This window comes from Nonomuraea sp. GTA35, assembly GCF_041950525.1.
Classification (GTDB): Bacteria; Actinomycetota; Actinomycetes; order Streptosporangiales; family Streptosporangiaceae; genus Nonomuraea.
The window spans coordinates 322552-340291 of sequence record NZ_JBGNUV010000014.1; the positions used below are offsets into that span (position 1 = coordinate 322552).

Below are 17740 nucleotides of genomic sequence, written 5' to 3' on the forward strand. Positions count from 1 at the left end.
TGCCGTGGGCAGCCTGCTCCGAAGGACGTAGCTCGCTTGGACCTCGGGCGCGCTGCCGGGCAAGATCCACGACCTGAGCGCCGCCCGCATCTGGGGCATCCTGCCGAGCGGTCTCCGTCTTGGTCAACCGCCGATGATCCGATCGAGCCAGTCGCCCAGCAGCTGGCTCTCGGAAGGGCTGAGGACCGTCAGGTCCGCGAGGGCGGCCTTCAGGGTGATGGCGCCGGCCACGACGTCGTCCCCGGTTCGCGTGGAGCCGTTCGGGGCGGGATCGGTGATCGCTTGGATGACCGCTTCGCGGACGATCCGGGCGGCGTCCATGTCGCGTTCCGCTTCTGGTGTGGCGATCAGCGCCAGCGTGGTGCCACGGCCGGCCGCGTGGATCGCGCGCGCCGCCCGCTCCTCCGGGACGCGGAGCCGGCCGGCCAGGGCGACACGGTGCACCAGCCCGGCGAGGATCTCCGCGGCCTGCCTCGCCCCGTCGGGCTCGGCGCCCGGCCGTGGGCTGCCGTAGATCAGCGAGTACAGCGCGGGCTCGGCGAGGCCGAAGCCGATGTGCAGGTCCCAGCCGCGCCGCAGGTCCTCCACCGGGTCGCCGCTGGGCGTCATGCCCCGCTTCTTGGCAAGGTAGGACATGAGCCCGCGACTGGCCACGGCGTCCAGCAGACCCTGCTTGTCGCCGAACAGCCGGTACAGGATCGGCGCCTGAACGCCGGCGGCCTTGCAGACCGCCCTGGTCGAGACCGCGTCCCTGCCCTCGCGCGCCAGCAGGTCCGCCGCGACGTCGAGGATCGTTTCCCGCTTGTTCATGCTGCACATGCATCGATGCTAACGGTCGTCCGCCACAACCGATAACTGTTCCGCTAACACCCTATTGTTATCGCTGCAAAACGATGCTAACTTACAAATGTTAGCGGGTGAACGAGGAGGTCGTTCATGGCACCACATTGCCCTGATGACCGCTCGCTGCACCGGCGAATCGGGTACGGCGGGCAGACGAACCCGTAGACGTTCATGCCGATCGTCTCGCGGCCCTTTCTGCCAGTTCCGCGCTTTTCTCGGCGACCACGGGGAGTCGATCTCGGACCCGGCCTCGCGACATTTACCCCGAACTCATCCATGCAAATGCTTCCACTGCCCCACCCACAACAAAGGAGAATCTCCATGAAACGAATCGCCAAACGGGCGGTCCTGGCCGCTTTAGCGTCAATCGCGGTGGCGGTCCCCCTTACCGTCGCCACCTCGGCGCCCGCGTACGCGATCAATGAAGTCCCGTGCGCCGGCCGGAACGACCTCGTGCGCGCCACGATCCACCAGACCAACCACCGGTCAAGCGACTACTGTTACGCCAACGCCGGAGAGGATCACTACGTCCTGAAGCAGTGGTGGGTCACCCGGATCTGGACCGGCAACAACCGCGTCCAGTGGTACGGGGACGGAAGGTGGCAGCCTGCTCAGCCGATCCCGAAGTACACGGTGTTCACCTGGCCCAACCACCCCGGTGGGGTCCAGATACAAGGGATCAGGATCCTCTGAACCACCGGAGAGATCGGGGGCGGCGGTCCTGCCCGACCGCCGCCCCCAGCCGGCAGGGCCACTTGCCCCAGCTCCAGGGAACCCCTTAAGGTGACCTCGCTCAAGGGCTGAGCCGCCGGCGCAGCAGGCAGAATTCGTTGCCCTCCGGATCGGCCAGCACGTGCCAGGACTCCTCGCCCGTCTGGCCCACGTCGGCGCGCCTGGCCCCGATGGACAGCAGCCGCTCCAGCTCGGCGTCCTGGTCGCGGTCGGTCGCGTTCACGTCGAAGTGCAGCGGCAGCCTCCCGGCCCTCGGCTCGTCGGACGAGTTGAAGACGAGCGTCGGTTGCAGCCCGCCGAACCCCTCCTTCTCGGGGCCGATCTCGACGGTGCCCTCGTCGCGGTCGAGCACGACGAAGCCGAGCACCTCACTCCAGAACGCGGCGAGACGCTCGGGGTCCCTGCTGTTGATCACCAATTCGCTGATACGGCATGCCATGCCGCTTCCTGTGCCCGCCCCGCCCCCGCGCCATGCGCGCGATGTCAGGGGGCGCCCGTCCGGCACACGTTCGGCCTCGGCCCGCGCCCGTGGGGCGGCACGCGCTCCCGTGCCGCGGCGCCTCTCTTGCCCTCGGGCAGCGGACGATCGATACTGCGCACTACCGGGGGGAAAGCGCCATGCACCATCACCGTCCACCGAGCAGGGAGTGATCGTTGTGGCCCCTCTGCACCGCTACGTCCCCTCACGCCGCGACCTGCTGAAGTCCGGCATCTCGCTCGGCGCCGCCACGGGGGTCGCCGGCGCCGGCGCCGCCGACGCCTCGACCGCCTGGGAACCGCCGCGCGCCCAGGGCGAGCGCAGCATGGTGAACGTGCCGTTCGAGGGTTTCGAGAAGGTCCGGGTCGGTCTCATCGGCCTCGGCAACCGGGGTGGGAGCCAGGACGTGCGCTGGGGCGCCGTCTCCACGGTCACCGCCGTGTGCGACATCCGTCCGGAACGGGTCAGCCGCACCATCGCCCGCATCATGCAGCAGGGCTTCCAGGACGTCGAGCCGGTCGGCTACTCCGCGGGCGAGCAGGACTTCCTCAAGCTCGTCCAGCGCGACGACATCGACCTGATCTACATCGCCACCCCGTGGGAATGGCACTACCCGCAGGCCAGGGCGGCCATGGAGCACGGCAAGCACGTCGCGGTCGAGCTGCCGATCTCCCCGCACCTGGACGAGATCTGGAGCCTGGTGCGCACGTCCGAGCGGACCCGCAAGCACTGCATGCTCCTGGAGAACGTCAACTACTTCCGTCCCGAGCTGCAGATGTTCAACATGGTCCAGGCGGGGCTCTTCGGCGATCTGCAGCACGGCTCCGGCGGCTACATCCACGACCTGCGCTGGCCGTACCTGTTCGGCGGCGCCTACCACCCCGAGTACTGGCGGCGGCGCTGGCAGACCCGGATGAACGCCCTGCACTACCCGATGCACGGCCTGGGGCCCGTCTCGGCCGCCATGGGCATCAACCGCGGGGACCGCTTCGACGAGCTGGTCGCCGTGGCCTCCCTGCCCAAGGCGCTGGCCCTGTTCCGCGAGGAGGACCCGCGGGTGACCCCGGACCACTCGTCCTGGCAGGACAGGCCGTACATCTCGGGCGACCGGCACACCTGCTTCGTCACCACCGTCCGCGGCCGGTTCATCCGGGTCGAGCACGACGTGAACTCCCCCCACCCGTACACCAGGGAGACCACGCTCACCGGCACGCGGGGGTCGATCGAGCTCGACAACGCCCGGGTCTACCTCGAATCGCTCGGCCACAACGACCACACGTGGCGGACCGGCAGCGCCTACACCGCCATCCGCCAGCAGTACGACCACTGGTTATGGCCGTTGCTGGAAAGGCTGGCCGACCAGTACGGCGGGCACGGCGGCGGCGACTTCGTCTCCATCTTCCGCCTCGTCCAGTTGATGCGGCTCGGCATGACGCCCGACATCGACGTCTACGACTCGGCGGCGTGGTGCTCGGTGATCCCGCTCAGCCACGAGTCGCTGAGGTCCGGCCGCCTGCGCCCGGTCAAGGTGCCCGACTTCACCCGCGGCCACTGGAAGGAGGCCCGCCCCACCTTCGACCGCCCGCAACCGGAGGACCCGCAGCTCAGAGCCGGTGCAACCGCCGGCCGCCGCGCCACCGGGATCATCGAGCCGGGCAGCAGCGAAGCGAACGGGGACGCCGACCCCCCACCGGGCGCCCGCAGCGGCCAGGAAGGCGGCCGACCGGCCCCGGACGGCCAGTGACCGCCGGTGCGGGAACGGACGCGGCGCCAGGTCCACCGCCTCACCCCACCGCTGCGTCAGCCCCAGGGTGAACACGCGCCGCCGAACGCCCCGAACGTCGCCGGCCACATCCCGTCCTCCCCCTCCGCCAGGGTCTTGTCGCACAGGCCCGCCCACAGGGGTCGGAACCTCTTCTACCTGCCGGGAAGTCCTGTCGTCGATCCGAGGCCGGAATCAGGCCGACCGCGTGAGGGCGGCTGTGCGAGGGGCGGGCTACTACGGCGGCAACCCCAGCTCGCGGAGCCGATCGCCTTGATGCTGCGCGACCGCCCAGCTGGCCTTGCCTGGACATGCAGCCTGACCTCGCACTCGCGCGCCGAGCGGATCGGCCAGGAGACATCAGTGGAGATGTCGACTTGGCCTGGCAGGTAGAGGCTGATGGTCAGCCGCGAGAGCGGGGCGACGGGTAGATCGGCGGGGTTGCTGAGGATCGGCACGCCCGCCGGCGGCTTTCATGCAGAGGAGCGAACCAAGGAGGGTGGACAGCCGACGACCGATCACGAAAACGCGATCTTACGGAGCGCATGTCGGCTTGGGCGATCTCACGTCGAGCACGAAGAGGAGCCGGGCCGCCTGTACGTGGCCGGGCCTCTCATGTCTTGCCGCTTGCAGGGAGGCTCGCTCCGGCATGGTCCGCCGGCGTGTGGCGATGCAAGACCTCTCGCTCGAAGACGATGGGCCCGCTCCGCCTCCTGCTCGTGATCAGCAGGCGCCGCCCCCCGGGTGCGGCTCCCGCGCTGGAACCGCAGGGGGATGGGGCGCTGCTCGGCCACTGGATCGAGCACATGGACTGTGGGGTCACCGGCTGGCCCGCCGATCGCTAGCGGGGCGTCCCGTCGCCCTCGCTTCTGCGGGCGAGGCGTTGCCGTTGCCCCGTGTGCACGTCGCTCACCCACTCCCAGCCGGGCTTGGCCGATGGGCCGATCCGCGGGTCATCGGGGTCCCGGCCGTCACGCAAGGCGAGCACGTACGCCCGATCCTGCTCGATCCGCGCCTGCGCCTGGCCGGACCCGCCGACGGACCCGTGACCCGGGACGACGACGTCGGCCTCGCCCGCCACCTCCTCGAGCAGCCGCAGCGCCGCGAGGTAGTCCTCGATCGGGTCCGCGGCGGCGTCCAGGTCGAGCATCGGGACCAGGACGTCAGAGAGCATGTCGCCGGCGACGAGAACCCCGCGTTCCTCGATCAGCAGCGCCGCATGGCCCGGCGCGTGCGCCTGATGCTCGATGAGCCGGGTTTGAGGGCCGTCCCAAGGGATCCGCGTGGTTCCGGCGGGCAGGCCGGTGATGAGGCCGAGCAGGTCCAGCGGCACCTGCCCGGCGATCTCCGTCTCGAGCAGGTGGTCGGCGATGCGCTCCTTCGCGCCCGCGTCCGACAGCTGATCGCGGACGGCGGCCGCGCAGCGCGCCGTGCCGTAACGGGGCGCCTCGCCGAGCCGGGCGTGCCAGAGCAGGTGATCCCAATCCGGATGCGTGGAGAACCCCGCCACGACGGGGCGGCCCGGCTCGCGAAGGTCGTCCGCGAGGCAGCCGAGCTCGGAGCCGGTCACCCCCGGGTCGATGAGCAGCACTCCGCCCCGGCCCTGCACCACAACGGCGTTGCTCTGCACGAACACGCTCTCGTGGACCAGCACCCCATCCGCGACCTGCCTCAGCACGAGCTCGCCTCCTTGGCGTCCAAAACGGCGTAGCGATGCATCGTGACGCCCTGGTCGAACGATCGTTGCTCGATCAGCTCGAGATCGATCGGCATGTCGTAGTCGTCGAACAGCGGCCTGCCGAAGCCGAGGATCGCGGGATGGGTGAAGAGCAGCAGCTCGTCCAGCAGCCCCGCCCGGAGCAGCTGCGTGGCGAGTGCCGCGCCGCCCACGCTGATGCTCCCGTCGGTCCCGGCCCGAAGGGCGGCCAGTTGCTCAATCGCGTCGTCCCCGCCGATGATCCTGGTGTTGTGATCGGCGCTGCGGCGGGTGCGGGAGACGAGCACCTTGGGCTTGGCGGTCCAGATCTCGCCGTACTCGTGCATGAAGTCCGGCAGTGACGCGTCCTCGTGCGCCCGTGGCCAGGCCTCCTCCATGACCTCGTAGTAGATCCGGCCATGGACCATGAGCGCCAGCGACCGCGTCAGCGCATTGGCCGCGCGGTGCAGCTCCTCACCGATGCGCAGCCACTCGCCGGCACCGTTGTCGCCGGGAACTTGCTCGATCCGCAGATCGAGGGAAACCTGCATCGAATAGACGAAGCGGCCCATCAGCTCCTCTTCCCAGGAGTGATTGTATTTTGCAACTACTATAGGTAGGGCGAAACGCCTGTCAAGGAGGAATGGTGGAACCACGGTCCGGGTGTCCGGTCAACGCCGCCGTCGAGGTGCTCGGGGATCGCTGGTCGCTGCTCGTGCTGCGCGACGTCATCTTCGGCGACCGCCGCTACTTCCGGGCGCTGCTCACCGGGTCGATCGAGGGCATCGCCTCGAACATCCTCGCCGACCGCCTCGTACGGCTCGTCGAGGCGGGGATCCTCACCCGCGGCACCGCCGTACGGGGGCAGCGCGCCCGCTACAGCCTCACCGAAGCCGGCATCCGGACTCTTCCGATCATCTGCGCCCTCGGCGACTGGGGCCTCGACTGGCGCCCGGGCAGCGCCGGGCCGCGGAGCCGGCAGCAGTTCCTGCGCGAGGAGGGGCCGGCGTTCATCGAGGAGCTCATGGACGAGCTCCGCGTCCGCCACCTCGGCGCCCCGCCGAGGCCGCACGACGGTCCGGGCCCGTTCGAGCGCCTCGAGGCCGCCTGCGCCGCGGCCGCCGAGCGGGAACACGCCGGCGGAACGGCCCCGCCCACGTGATCGGGGAACCGCCGATGCGGCCCTCGGTGTACCGGGAACATACCCGAGCTTCCTAGCATCCCTTTCGTCCCAGAAAGCCATACCGAGACAGGCCTGCGGTGAAGCGAACCCTGACAGTGATCGGCGGGGCGCTCGTGCTGAGCACGGGATGCTCCGCCGCCGGGCTGTCCCAGGCCACCGTGGCCGCCACGCCCAGCCTCATCTTCGAGCGCCCCCGGACGCCCACCCCGACCCCGCCTCCTGCTCCGCCACGGACGCCGGCCCTTGTTCCGTCCCCCGCCGCGACGGTGAAGGCAGCGGCGAAGCGCTGGTCGTACACGGCCAAGCACCTCAAGAAGAGATCCTGGAGTGACATCGAAGTCCTCAACGCGTCCGGAAATTTCGTGATCCGGCTTGATCTGTCCGTCCGCGGCTTCACTCCCACCGGCAAGAAGAAGTGGCAGCGCGACTTCCCCCGCGACCGGACGTCCGGCTCCTCCAACCGCTACTCCACGGAGCTCAGCCAGACCGCCGGCGTGTTGATCATGTCGTACCGGCACCCCGCCAGAACAATCCGGGCCGAGACAGGCCCGCTCATCACCAGCGTGATCGAAGCGCTCGACCCCGCTACGGGCCGGACGCTGTGGAAGACCGTCATCTCACCGTTCGTCACCGTGCTCGACGGCACGGTCTACACGGCGCTCTGCCGCGCTCAGCAGACCGGGCGGCGGGACGCATGCATGCTGAGCGCGCGGGAGGCACAGACCGGGCGAGTGCGCTGGACGATCCCCACAGAGCACATGCCGTACATAGTGGACGGCGACGGCACCACGCTCGCGATGGGCACCCGGCCGGAGGGGTACGGCGGGAAGTATTGGCTGACGGCACTGGACAAGCGGGCCGGAGCCCGGCTCGGCCTGCGCGTCGACGCTCGCAGGTTCGCAGGCGGGCGCCCCGTGAAGGGCGACTACTTCTCCGACACCTACGTGGCGGACGGCAGGGTGGTCCTGGTCCCCAGCCGCATCAACCAGCAGGCCGAGAGCTGCGACGTCGCGGAGGCCGCCCGCGACGTGCGCACCGGGAAGCGAGTCTGGCACGCCGCCTGGCAGGACCCCGGCTGCGAGTACGGACAACGCTGGGAGGGCAGCAGCCTTCCCCGCGTGACGGGGGACGGCACACTGACGCTGCGCGACCCGGCCACCGGCAAGGTCACCTGGAAGGCCGAGCAACCCGGCGCCACGATCCTCGCCGCGGACGGCGGAAACGTGCTGGTGAGCTGATCGCCGGCGCCCGACACTCTCGCCAAAGTGCCGTTCGGTCCCATGATCACCGTGTACGACCTGCTCGCGCCCGACCGCGACGAGCGGATACGACGCCTCACAGACCCGCCCTTGGAGAACATGAACGTCGCATGACTACCGCTGATCGCCTGCCCGCCATGGGCCCGGCCGGCGCGCCAGCCGGACTCACCCTGGATGGGCTGCGGTGCCCTGAGCGGCCCATCAAGTGTGCAGCCCTCCCGCTTCCCACCCCCCATCCGTTAACCTGATGATCCACTGAGGTGGCGGAGGAGCGGCGTGGACGTGGATGGCCGCGAGCTCGGAGAACTGCTCGCCCGGCTCGACGCCGGAGGGCTGCTGCTCGGCCGGTTATGGCGCAGGAGAGCGGCGCGCGCTCTCGCCCGGACGGCGTCACCGGCCGCGATCGCCGGACTGGCCCGCGCGTACGTGTCCGGCCGCGACAGCCGTGTCGTCGCGATCGCCGAAGAGGCGCTCACCTGTCTTGACGATCAGGCGGGCGTCGACGCGGTATGCGACGTGCTGATCGAGACCGGCGATGAGCGGCTGTCCGCGCTGGTCACCAGGACCGGCCATCGGCATTCGGACCCGGCGCGCCAGACGGCGCTGCTGTTCCTGACCGGCACCACCGACACCGGCGGCGACCTGGCCGCCGCACGTGCCGCAGCCGGCGAAGAGCTGCGCGCCCGGCTGGCCGCTCGTGCCCGCGTCGCAGCCAGTATGGATTGGGTACGGGCGACCCTCGGGCAGGAAGAAAACCTCGACGAGGTGTCCGGCCCCGAATGGGACGCCGTGATCGCGACGTTGAGCGCGCACGAAGCATGGGAGGAGCTGTGGCGGCTGGTGGCGCACGCCCCGCCACAGTGGAGCGTCCGCATGGTGCAGACACTCGCCGAACAGGCGTGGCGGCCGGACGACCAGGCCGCCTTCGCCGAACTGGCCGAACCGGCGAGCCGCTGCACCGGAGACCCGGGCAACGGCTACGCGGACACACCGCTGAAAAGGTACACCGGTGAGCTCCACCGGCTCGTCGTCACACCCGACGGCACCCTCCTCGCCGGTGCGGTCCTCGCCTCGGGGATCCGTCTTTGGCACCTGCCCTCGGGCTCGCCCGCCGGAGCCCTGGCTGACCAGGGTCACTGGAGCGATCTGCAGGTCTTCCCCAACGGTGACCTGATCGCCGGCAGCGGCCCCGACATGGTACGGATCTGGCGGCTCCCTTCAGCCAGGCGGGACGGCACCATACCGATCCCGCCGGACATCGAAGGCACGCCCCACCACGCCAGGATCGCCATAACGGCGGAAGACGAGCTGCTCGTGACCACGGGCACCGGGTGGATGCAGTTCTGGCGGTCACCATGGACCAGGCCGGAGCGGCGGGTCGGCGAATTCATGCAGGCCGACCGCCACCCCTGGCTTCTGGCGAACGGCGGCCACGTGGTCGGCGCCTTCGGGCGCAGCATCGAGATCGCCGACCTGTCATCGGGCGATCGGTTCAGTTGGCCGACAGGCCACAAAGGCGCGATCCGCTGCCTGGCGGTGACGCCGGACGGCCGCCTGGTCGCCTCCGGCGGCCACGACGGCACGGTGCGGTTGTGGCGGCTGCCCGGCGGCCAGGCGGCGGGCGTCCTCACGGGCCACGCCGGACGGGTCGACCGGCTGGCGGTCGCGCCGAACGGGAAGATACTGGCCAGCGTGGGCAAGGACGGCACGATCCGCCTGTGGCGCCTGCCCTCAGGCGAACCGGCGGGCGTCCTGCCCCACCGGGCCACCCACCTGGAGTTCACCCCGGACGGGAAGCTGCTGGTCAGCGCCGGAGAGGGGCCGATCAGACTGTGGCGGCTGCCGTCCGGCGACCCGTCCGGCGAGCTGACCGGATGCACATGCTGGGTGACGTCGCTGGCGGTGACGCCCGACAGCGGGCTGCTGGCCGTCGGCACCGGCAGCGGCCTGCGTCTGTGGCGGTTGTGGCATCCCACCTTGACGACGGCCTGCCGCACCCCGCTGAGCCGGCTCGACCGGCGTGCCACCGACCGTCTCGCATCGGCCTGCCGTGGCCGTACGGAGGCCGAGCGGGACTGGGCCCGGATGATCACGGCACTGGTACGGTGGCGCGCCATCCAGGTGGACCACTGACCCGAAGGTTGGAACGAAACGTTCTACGGTCCGAATCAGTGGATTGACAAGCGTTGAGACGCGCCAAGAATGGGGGAAGACGCCAGGCGACCCTGGAGGAGATCCACGCGGCCGCGCGCAAGCTGCTGGTGGAGCAGGGATCGGCCGCGGTGACCCCGGGGACGTGGCGGGCTGGTGTCCTGCGCCTGAAATTCGTCGGCAATATCAGGCTAGGGATTCGAGGATCTCTTCGGCGATCTTCTTCCACACGAACGGCCGGGGGGTCGTCGTTCCACTGAGCGATCCAGTCCCGGATGTCCCTCTCCAGGGACTGGACGCTCTTGTGCACGCCGCGCCGGATCAGCTGGTCGGTCAGGTCCTGAATGCGCCATGCCGAGCAGCATACGAACGTAACCGGCAGATTCCAGGCGCAGGACACTAGCGTCCACGAGCTGCCGCCGGAGGCGTAGCTCGCAGGGAACCGCCGTATCACTCGACGTTCATCGGGCACGAAGACGCCGCGCTTTATGTCAGGCATCTATCGGCGGCGAGCCCGTTCAGGGATGAGCCCGCTCGCGGCTCAGCTCGATCATCTCCTGCACAGCCTCGTCAGGGAGCTGCACTCCGAGCGGGCTGAGGAACTGGTGCATGGGCAGCGACTCGATCATGTTGAGCATGTCCGGGTGCTCAGCGGCCACGGCCTGCTGCTCCTCGGTCATGGTGGCTGCGATGTCCTGCGTGAGCACCGGCCCCACCTCCGGATGGCCGAACCATTCTGCTCGCGCCGGCCTGCGCCAGCGGTGATCGAGTTCGGGCGTCAGGCGTCGCGGACCGTCTTGGCCACCCGGCCGAGCAGTGCGCGTAGCTGCGTGGCTGCGTCCGGACCGAGGTCATCGGTGATCTGCTGCTCGACGCCGGCGATCACCATGTCGGCAGCGCGCAGCGCCTCACGCCCGGCGTCGGTGAGATGCAGCTCCTGCACGTGCCGGTGGCGCGGGTGTTCGCGGCGCTCGAGCTGGCCGCGGCCTTCCAGCCGGGCCACCAGTGACGCCACCGCCTGCGGGGTCACGTTGAGGCGTCGGGCCAGCTCGGCGCCGGTCAACCCCGGTTCGGTGTGCACCGAGATCAGGAGCGAGTAGTGCGCCACCGCCATGTCCAGCGACCGTAGCCGCTGTTCCTTCAGCGCTTGCACGGCCAGCTCCGTGCGGCGCAGGGCCCAGGTCACCCGGTCCAGCGCGTCGACCGTGACCGGGTCTTCATCGTTGTGCCTCATCTTCAAAGCATACGACACTTAACAGATATCAAGCGTTTGACATTAAATCGACGTTTGATGCAAGCTGGGTGGCATGTCACGGCCTCTCACTCTGATCACCGGCGCCTCCTCGGGCATCGGCGCCACCTACGCCCGCCTCCTGGCAGCCGACCACAACCTTGTCCTGGTGGCCCGGCGCGCCGACCGGCTCAGCGCTCTGGCGCGGGACCTGCGCGCCGGCGGCGCCGGCATCGAGGTGCTGCCCGCCGACCTCGCCACCCACGACGGCATCACCGCCGTCACCGACCGGCTGGCCGCCGGCGACGTCCGCATGCTGATCAGCAACGCCGGCGCCAGCGGCTACGCCCCGCTCACCGAGGTCGACCCGGCCGACATCGACCCCCTGCTCACTCTCAACGCCGTCGCCCCCATCCGGCTGGTGCGGGCCGCACTTCCCGGCATGCTCGCGGCAGGTGAAGGCACGATCGTCACCGTCGCCTCGCTGCTCGCCTTCAGCGCGGGCAGCATGGAGCCGCCGCCCCGGCGCACGCTGTACGTCGCCGCGAAGGCCGCCGCCTTGGGCTTCACCCGGACGCTGGCCTGCGAGCTCGCCGGCACCCCGGTTCGTGTCCAGGTCGTGTGTCCCGGCGTGGTGGCCACGGAGTGGAACAGCGGCGCCGGCCGCGCCGTCCCCTGGGCCATGTCGCCGGAGGACGTGGTCTCGGCCAGCCTGGCCGGGCTTCGCCTCGGCGAGACCATCTGTGTCCCTGGCCTGGAGGATCAGGCCGCCGCCCTCGACGCCTTGCTCGCCGCTGAGATCGCCCTGCTGACCGGTGGAAACCAGCCGACCCTCGCGGCCCGCTACACCAGCTCGCGAGCATAGAGCAGCCGTAACCGGCGCGAAGGGCGCCGCATGGGTGAGGCGGATGCAGCGGCCCGCCCCCGAGACATGGCAGCGCTCATGACCATCACACGCTTGGCTCTGCTCAGGCGCTTTTTGGTCACCTGCGGAAGGCCGCCTATGCGCCTCCCACCCGCTCCCTGGGCAGTCCCTTGGAAGGTTTCCGCCCTGCCGCGATGATCAGGGCCCCCGCAAGGGCCCCGGCGACGTACGGTGACGGAACGAGCAGCACCGCGCCCACCAGGCACCACGCCGCAAGTCCCCAACCAATCCCGGCCGGCACGGCCACCCCGCGTCCGGCGAGATGCCAGACCAGGCAGCCCAGGAGGATCAACGGTACGGCGAAGCTGCCGGGACCGGCCCAGAAGGCGACCTGGTTCTCCAGGTTCCCTCCTGTGCCGGGGGAAAGCGGGACGGCCGCCCAAAGCCCCCGCTCGACCCAGCCCGCGACGTCGTCCCGGCTGATGAGGGTCAGCAGGGTCAGGTGCCCGATCCCCAGCACGAGCATGATCCCGCTCGCCCAGCGCAGCAGCCGCTTTCCGGTGTTCATCGCGACGTCCTCTCCAGGTCGGCGCGCCAGGCCCGCTCCCGTTGCCGGGTCAGGGCCGGGCAGACGGCGAGGTGCCGGAACGAGGCGATGGCGGCCCTGTGGAGGCGCCGGAGCCGGCCGTTGGGCTTGACGAGGGCAGCCATCCGCAGCTCGTGCGCGCCGTTCGCGCCCGGCGCCCGGCCGAGGAGCGCGCCGAGCCGCCGCCGAAGGGCGAGCGGGAACCGCGCCGGCGCGTTCAGCGTCGCGGGCCCTGCGGCCATCCGCGTGGCCGCGAGCATCGCGGGGAAGTCGCCGGGGCCGGCTCCCAGAGTGCGGAAGGGTCGCACGTCCTCGACCGGGAAGTCCCGCGTGAGCTCGTGGATGCGCCGGGGGATGGACGTGTGCGCGGTCGTGGCGAGTCTCATGACAGGCCCCGTTCGGCCATCATGGCCAGGAGCGTGAGCTGGTCGAGGTCGGGGGTGGCGGCGGGGTCGAGCTCGCGGTAGCGGCGGTGGAGGTTGACCACGATGCGCTCGGCGTCCAGCCAGGTGGCGTGCTCGTCCAGGTCGACCTTCTCGACCGCCTCGGCGAAGGACAGGCCCTGGGCGTGGGCGGCGTCCGCCTGCCCGGCCACGTGGGCGAGGTAGCCGCGTACCGCGCGGACGCCGTCGGGGTCGGTGACCGGGCCGTGGCCGGGGACGATCGTGGCCGCGCCGGTGGCGATCATCCTGTCGCAGGCGGCGATCCAGCCGGCGATCGGGCCGCTCCACACGATCGGGGTGCAGCCGACGAACAGCAGGTCGCCCGCGAACAGCACGTCCACGTCCGGCACGTGCACGACCGAGTCGGCGGCGGTGTGTGCCGGGCCGAGGTCCATCACGCGCACCTCCCGGCCGCCGACGTCCAGGATCAGCTCCCCTTCGTAGGAGCGGTCGGGCAGCCGCAGGCGGATGCCGCTGAAGTCGAAGACGCCGAAGCGCTCGCGGAAGTACGGCGTCGCCGGGCCGACGTCCAGGACCTGGGTGGCGGTCAGCATCTCCGGCGGCATCTCGTGCCGCATCTCGGTACAGGTCGCCGCCGCGGCGATGATCTCGACGGTCTCCCCCAGCAGCTGGTTGCCGTGGGTGTGGTCGCCGTTGGCGTGCGTGATGACGGCGTGGGCGAGCGGATGCCGGTCGGTGACGGCGCGCATGGCGGCGAGCATCTCGGCCGTGAGCGGGAGGTCGAACAGGGTGTCCACCAGGAGGGACGCGCCGTCACCCGCGATCAGGCCGGCGTTGCTCCAGCCGTACCCGCCGTCGGGCAGCAGCCACGCCCACACGCCGGCGCCTACCTCGTGCAGGCCGCGCGTGTAGGGCAGCCGCGACGGGGCGCGGTTGACGCGCGGGCGAGGCGGCCGCCGGTCGGGGTTGTGCCGGGGCGCCAGCCGGTACGGCGCCGCCGACGCGCGCACGCTCTGCCGGGTCGCGCCCAGCCCCTCCACACTCAGCTCGACGACGTCGCCGTCCCGCAGCCAGCCGGGGAAGGAGGCCGGGTCGGCGAGCGACAGGTGCTCGATGAGGCAGCAGCCGGGCACCGTGCCCGAGCCGAACACGTCACCGGGCAGCAGGTCGACGCCGCGCGAGGCGTAGGAGACGACCTCGCCGAAGCTCCAGTCCATGGCGTCGGTACGGCCCGAGCCGATGGTGCGGCCGTTGACCTTGGCCTCGACGCGCAGGGCGAGCCGGCCGTCGCGGCGGTAGGGCGCCAGCTCGTCCGGGGTGGCCAGGAACGGGCCGAGGGTGGTGGCGCCGTCCTTGCCCTTGGCCTGGCCGATCGCCAGCGGCGACTCGCGCAACTGCAGGTCGCGGGCCGACCAGTCGTTGTAGATGGTGTAGCCGATGATGTGCTGCTCGGCCTGCTCGGGAGTGAGGTCGCGGCCGCCGGGGCCGATGACCGCGGCGACCTCCAGTTCGAAGTCGAACCAGGCGCTGCCGGGAGAGATCGGTACGTCGTCGTACGGGCCGACGATCGTCGCCGGGGAGGCGAAGTAGAAGGCGGGGATCTCGTACCAGGCGTCCTTGAGCGTGGGAGGCGCGCCGGAGGCCTGCTGGCAGTTGCGCATGTGGTCCAGGAAGCACAGGCAGTCGCGGACGGACGGTGGGCGCGGGATCGGCGCGCGCAGCCGGGCGTCGGCCAGCGGGACCGGTCGCTCGTTCGAGGCTAAGGCGGCTTCCCCGGCGGCGCGCAGTTCGTCCGCGCCCCGGCTGATGAGCTCGATCAGACCGACACCCGGCGGGACGGGGTGGATCAGGTCATCGCCGAGCACGCCGGCGCGGTCACCGATGTCGGTCGCGTAGGTCACCCAACGCATGGAAGCCTCCCAGTTCTATGTTGGCTGACATAGGCCATATCTACCAGCATGCAATCTGCCATCTGGCATACCTGTTCGGACGGCATCCATGGTCAAGCGATGCATCAAGAGGCCTCAAGAGAGCCGCCGCCGAATTCTTCGCCGAGAGGGGGACCAGACAGAGGAGCTCCATCGACATCGCCGACAAGGCGGGCGTCAGCCGCGGCTCCACCTCCTGGCACTTCGGCAACAAGCGGGGCCTGCTGGTAGCCGTACTCGACGATCAGCTCCAGACCCCGCCGGCCGGGCCCCCGTCCGGCGGAGCCCCGGACGCCGGCGCAAGCGCCGCCTCCGGGCTTGGGACGTGGCCACCGGCAGCAGGGACGGCAGCGTGCGGTTGTGGCAACTGTGAAGTGGACCGGGTCGAGGAACGACAGGACAGTCATGGGCGGTGAGGACTGTTCGGGCAGGTCAGGGCGGTGTGGCGACGAACAGCGTTGAGTCAGCCTTCGGCACTGAAGTTTCTGGACATCGGCATGCGCCTGCTCACCCTGCTCACCCCCAAGCACTGCCCCAAGGAGCTGCTGTTCCTCACGGCCCTGCGCCTGCTCAGCGCTTCCAAGGCGACCGGCTGCCGGAGTCCGAGGCCGGGCGCCTTGCAGGCCCTGCAAGGCGAAGGACCCAAGCCATGCGGCCTTCGGCGATCGGGCACAGGCTGATGGCTGTCCAGGTGTGAACGTTTCACCGGCGGGACACGGATCGGTGCTGGCAGGCGGCGCGCGGGGGCCCGCCACCGGCTGGTGATCTTCCCTGGTCGGCGCCGCGCCCCTAGGTTGAGGGCCGCCCCCGGTCTCCTCGTTTCGTCAAGGCGGTGCCATGAAGGTCAGGCTGGTCGCACTGCTCGCGCTGGTCGCCGCGTTGCTCGCCGTACCGGCGACGGCAGCCGACGCCGTCCGGGCGGCGCAGACGGTCGAGGCGGAGGACGGCGTGCTGGACGGCGTCGTCGTCGAATCCGACGCCGCCGGCTATTCGGGAACCGGATACGTCGCCGGGTTCGACACCGCCACCGACACCCTCACGATGACGATCCCGGACAGCCCTGGCGGCCTGCACTCCCTTACCGTGCGCTACAGCGCGCCGTTCGGCACGAAGACCGCCACCCTGCGGCTCAACGGTGCGGGCCACGGTGACGTGGTGCTGACCGAGAGCACGGCCTTCACCGGCGCGGCGGCGGGCAAGGTCCTGTTGCTCGAGGGCGACAACACGGTGACGATCGTGAACAACTGGGGCTGGTACTACATCGACGCGATCACCGTCGAGCCCGTGAACCCTCCGCCGCCGCACCAGGTCACCGGCACACCGGTCAACCCGCACGCCACGGCCGAGGCCAAGGGGCTGATGCGCTACCTCACCACCAACTTCGGCAAGAACCTGATCTCCGGGCAGCAGGACATGCCGAGCGTCGAGTGGGTGCGGGAGAACGTCGGGGCGACGCCCGCGATCGCCGGGCTGGACATGATGGACTACTCGCCCAGCCGGGTCGAACGGGGCGCCACCAGTGAGGAGGTCGAGCGGGCCCTTCAGTGGGACGCCGAGGGCGGCATCACCACGTTCGTGTGGCACTGGAACGCCCCCAGCGGGCTGATCGACGAACCGGGCAAGGAGTGGTGGCGCGGCTTCTACACCGACGCGACGACCTTCGACGTGGCCGCCGCCCTCGCCGACAAGGACTCGCCGGACTACCGGCTGCTGATCCGCGACATGGACGCCATCGCCGTCCAGCTCAAGAGGCTCGCCGACGCGGACGTCCCGGTGCTGTGGCGTCCCCTGCACGAGGCCGAGGGCGGCTGGTTCTGGTGGGGCGCGAAGGGCCCGGAGGCGGCCAAGGAGCTGTGGCGCATCCTCTACGAGCGGCTGACCGACCACCACGGGCTGAACAATCTCATCTGGGTCTGGAACTCGGTCTCGCCCGCCTGGTACCCGGGCGACGACGTGGTCGACGTGGTCAGCGTCGACTCCTACCCGCCTGCCGGAGACCATGGCCCGCTCAGCGGCCAGTACGAGAAGCTGGTCGACCTGAGCGGCAACCGCAAGCTCGTCGCGCTCGGCGAGGTCGGCTCCATCCCCGACCCGGCCCTGGCCCGCGCCTACCATGCGCACTGGAGCTTCTTCGTCACCTGGTCGGGATCGTTCGTCCAGGACGGTCAGCACAACTCGCTGGAGTTCCTGAAGCGGGTCTACCAGGACCCGCACGTCATCACCCGCGACGAGCTCGGCGATTTCAAGAACCACGGCTCCGGCTGCACCGCCGCCTATCGCGTCCTCAGTTCCTGGGACACCGGATTCCTCGGCGAGGTGAAGGTCAAGAACACCAGCGCGGCCACCATCAAGGGCTGGACCGTCGGCTGGCGTCCACCCGCGGGCCAGGCCGTCACACGGCACTGGAACGCTGTCCTCACCGTCTCCGGCGGCCGGATCACAGCCGGCAACACCCGATACAACGCCGCTGTCCGGCCCGGCGCGACCACCTCCTTCGGCTTCCTTGCCGCCGGTCCTGCCACCGCCCCTGCTCGCCTGTCCTGCACCACAGAGCCCAGCCGGTGATCAACGGGGTGCAAACCGTGGCAAGCAGCGCCCAGTACTCGGCGATGCCGATCGGCC

The 17740-nt window shown here is 70.4% G+C and carries 17 protein-coding genes; 8 read left to right on the forward strand and 9 right to left on the reverse strand.

The window, feature by feature from the left end; genetic code table 11:
* Positions 1-123: 123 nt before the first annotated feature.
* The gene (locus tag ACBJ32_RS45775) at positions 124-810 is read right to left on the reverse strand and encodes a TetR/AcrR family transcriptional regulator (protein WP_375132191.1); all 687 of its coding nucleotides are present in this window, start codon (positions 808-810) and stop codon (positions 124-126) included.
* Positions 811-1164: 354 nt separating this feature from the next.
* Between ACBJ32_RS45775 and ACBJ32_RS45780 the strand changes: the two genes are divergently transcribed.
* Positions 1165-1536 (forward strand): beta/gamma crystallin domain-containing protein, encoded by a 372-nt coding sequence (locus ACBJ32_RS45780; RefSeq protein ID WP_375132192.1) that lies wholly within the window; start codon positions 1165-1167, stop codon positions 1534-1536.
* Between the two features lie 100 nt (positions 1537-1636).
* Here ACBJ32_RS45780 and ACBJ32_RS45785 read toward each other — a convergent pair whose 3' ends face one another.
* Positions 1637-2014, reverse strand: a complete 378-nt coding sequence (locus ACBJ32_RS45785; RefSeq protein WP_375132193.1) for a VOC family protein — start codon at positions 2012-2014, stop codon at positions 1637-1639.
* A gap of 217 nt (positions 2015-2231) precedes the next feature.
* Here ACBJ32_RS45785 and ACBJ32_RS45790 point away from each other — a divergent pair, with 217 nt between their 5' ends.
* Positions 2232-3797, forward strand: a complete 1566-nt coding sequence (locus tag ACBJ32_RS45790; protein ID WP_375132194.1) for a Gfo/Idh/MocA family protein — start codon at positions 2232-2234, stop codon at positions 3795-3797.
* Between the two features lie 859 nt (positions 3798-4656).
* On the opposite strand, the gene ACBJ32_RS45795 is transcribed toward ACBJ32_RS45790, so the two are convergent.
* On the reverse strand, positions 4657-5493 hold the full coding sequence (locus tag ACBJ32_RS45795) for an MBL fold metallo-hydrolase (protein ID WP_375132195.1): 837 nt from the start codon (positions 5491-5493) through the stop codon (positions 4657-4659).
* Positions 5487-6083 (reverse strand): dihydrofolate reductase family protein, encoded by a 597-nt coding sequence (locus ACBJ32_RS45800; RefSeq protein ID WP_375132196.1) that lies wholly within the window; start codon positions 6081-6083, stop codon positions 5487-5489. Before ACBJ32_RS45800 ends, ACBJ32_RS45795 begins: the two co-directional genes overlap by 7 nt.
* A 71-nt stretch (positions 6084-6154) precedes the next feature.
* Here ACBJ32_RS45800 and ACBJ32_RS45805 point away from each other — a divergent pair, with 71 nt between their 5' ends.
* From ACBJ32_RS45805 to ACBJ32_RS45815, 3 genes are all read left to right on the forward strand, one after another.
* Positions 6155-6673, forward strand: a complete 519-nt coding sequence (locus tag ACBJ32_RS45805) for a winged helix-turn-helix transcriptional regulator (RefSeq protein ID WP_375132197.1) — start codon at positions 6155-6157, stop codon at positions 6671-6673.
* A 98-nt stretch (positions 6674-6771) separates the two neighbouring features.
* Positions 6772-7932 (forward strand): hypothetical protein, encoded by a 1161-nt coding sequence (locus ACBJ32_RS45810; protein ID WP_375132198.1) that lies wholly within the window; start codon positions 6772-6774, stop codon positions 7930-7932.
* Positions 7933-8229: 297 nt separating this feature from the next.
* Positions 8230-10086 carry a WD40 repeat domain-containing protein gene (locus ACBJ32_RS45815; RefSeq protein ID WP_375132199.1) on the forward strand — a complete coding sequence of 619 codons (1857 nt, stop codon included), beginning with the start codon at positions 8230-8232 and terminating at the stop codon, positions 10084-10086.
* A 536-nt stretch (positions 10087-10622) separates the two neighbouring features.
* Here ACBJ32_RS45815 and ACBJ32_RS45820 read toward each other — a convergent pair.
* Both ACBJ32_RS45820 and ACBJ32_RS45825 read right to left on the reverse strand, forming a co-directional pair.
* The gene (locus tag ACBJ32_RS45820) at positions 10623-10811 is read right to left on the reverse strand and encodes a hypothetical protein (RefSeq protein WP_375132200.1); all 189 of its coding nucleotides are present in this window, start codon (positions 10809-10811) and stop codon (positions 10623-10625) included.
* 71 nt (positions 10812-10882) lie between these two features.
* Positions 10883-11338 (reverse strand): MarR family winged helix-turn-helix transcriptional regulator, encoded by a 456-nt coding sequence (locus ACBJ32_RS45825; RefSeq protein ID WP_375132201.1) that lies wholly within the window; start codon positions 11336-11338, stop codon positions 10883-10885.
* Between the two features lie 73 nt (positions 11339-11411).
* On the opposite strand from ACBJ32_RS45825, the gene ACBJ32_RS45830 reads away from it, so the two are divergent.
* Positions 11412-12200, forward strand: a complete 789-nt coding sequence (locus ACBJ32_RS45830) for an SDR family NAD(P)-dependent oxidoreductase (RefSeq protein WP_375132202.1) — start codon at positions 11412-11414, stop codon at positions 12198-12200.
* Between the two features lie 136 nt (positions 12201-12336).
* Here the strand turns inward: ACBJ32_RS45830 and ACBJ32_RS45835 are convergent, their stop codons facing one another.
* Genes ACBJ32_RS45835 through ACBJ32_RS45845 form a run of 3 tightly spaced genes read right to left on the reverse strand, consistent with a single transcriptional unit; the run spans position 12337 to position 15100 of the window.
* The gene (locus ACBJ32_RS45835; RefSeq protein ID WP_375132204.1) at positions 12337-12768 is read right to left on the reverse strand and encodes a DUF6463 family protein; all 432 of its coding nucleotides are present in this window, start codon (positions 12766-12768) and stop codon (positions 12337-12339) included.
* Positions 12765-13172 (reverse strand): hypothetical protein, encoded by a 408-nt coding sequence (locus ACBJ32_RS45840; RefSeq protein WP_375132205.1) that lies wholly within the window; start codon positions 13170-13172, stop codon positions 12765-12767. Before ACBJ32_RS45840 ends, ACBJ32_RS45835 begins: the two co-directional genes overlap by 4 nt.
* Positions 13169-15100, reverse strand: a complete 1932-nt coding sequence (locus tag ACBJ32_RS45845; RefSeq protein ID WP_375132206.1) for a fumarylacetoacetate hydrolase family protein — start codon at positions 15098-15100, stop codon at positions 13169-13171. Before ACBJ32_RS45845 ends, ACBJ32_RS45840 begins: the two co-directional genes overlap by 4 nt.
* Positions 15101-15117: 17 nt before the next feature.
* Between ACBJ32_RS45845 and ACBJ32_RS45850 the strand changes: the two genes are divergently transcribed.
* Entirely contained in the window at positions 15118-15534 is a 417-nt protein-coding gene (locus ACBJ32_RS45850; protein ID WP_375132207.1) for a helix-turn-helix domain-containing protein, read from the forward strand.
* A gap of 421 nt (positions 15535-15955) precedes the next feature.
* Entirely contained in the window at positions 15956-17683 is a 1728-nt protein-coding gene (locus ACBJ32_RS45855) for a glycosyl hydrolase (protein ID WP_375132208.1), read from the forward strand.
* Positions 17684-17740: the final 57 nt, after the last annotated feature.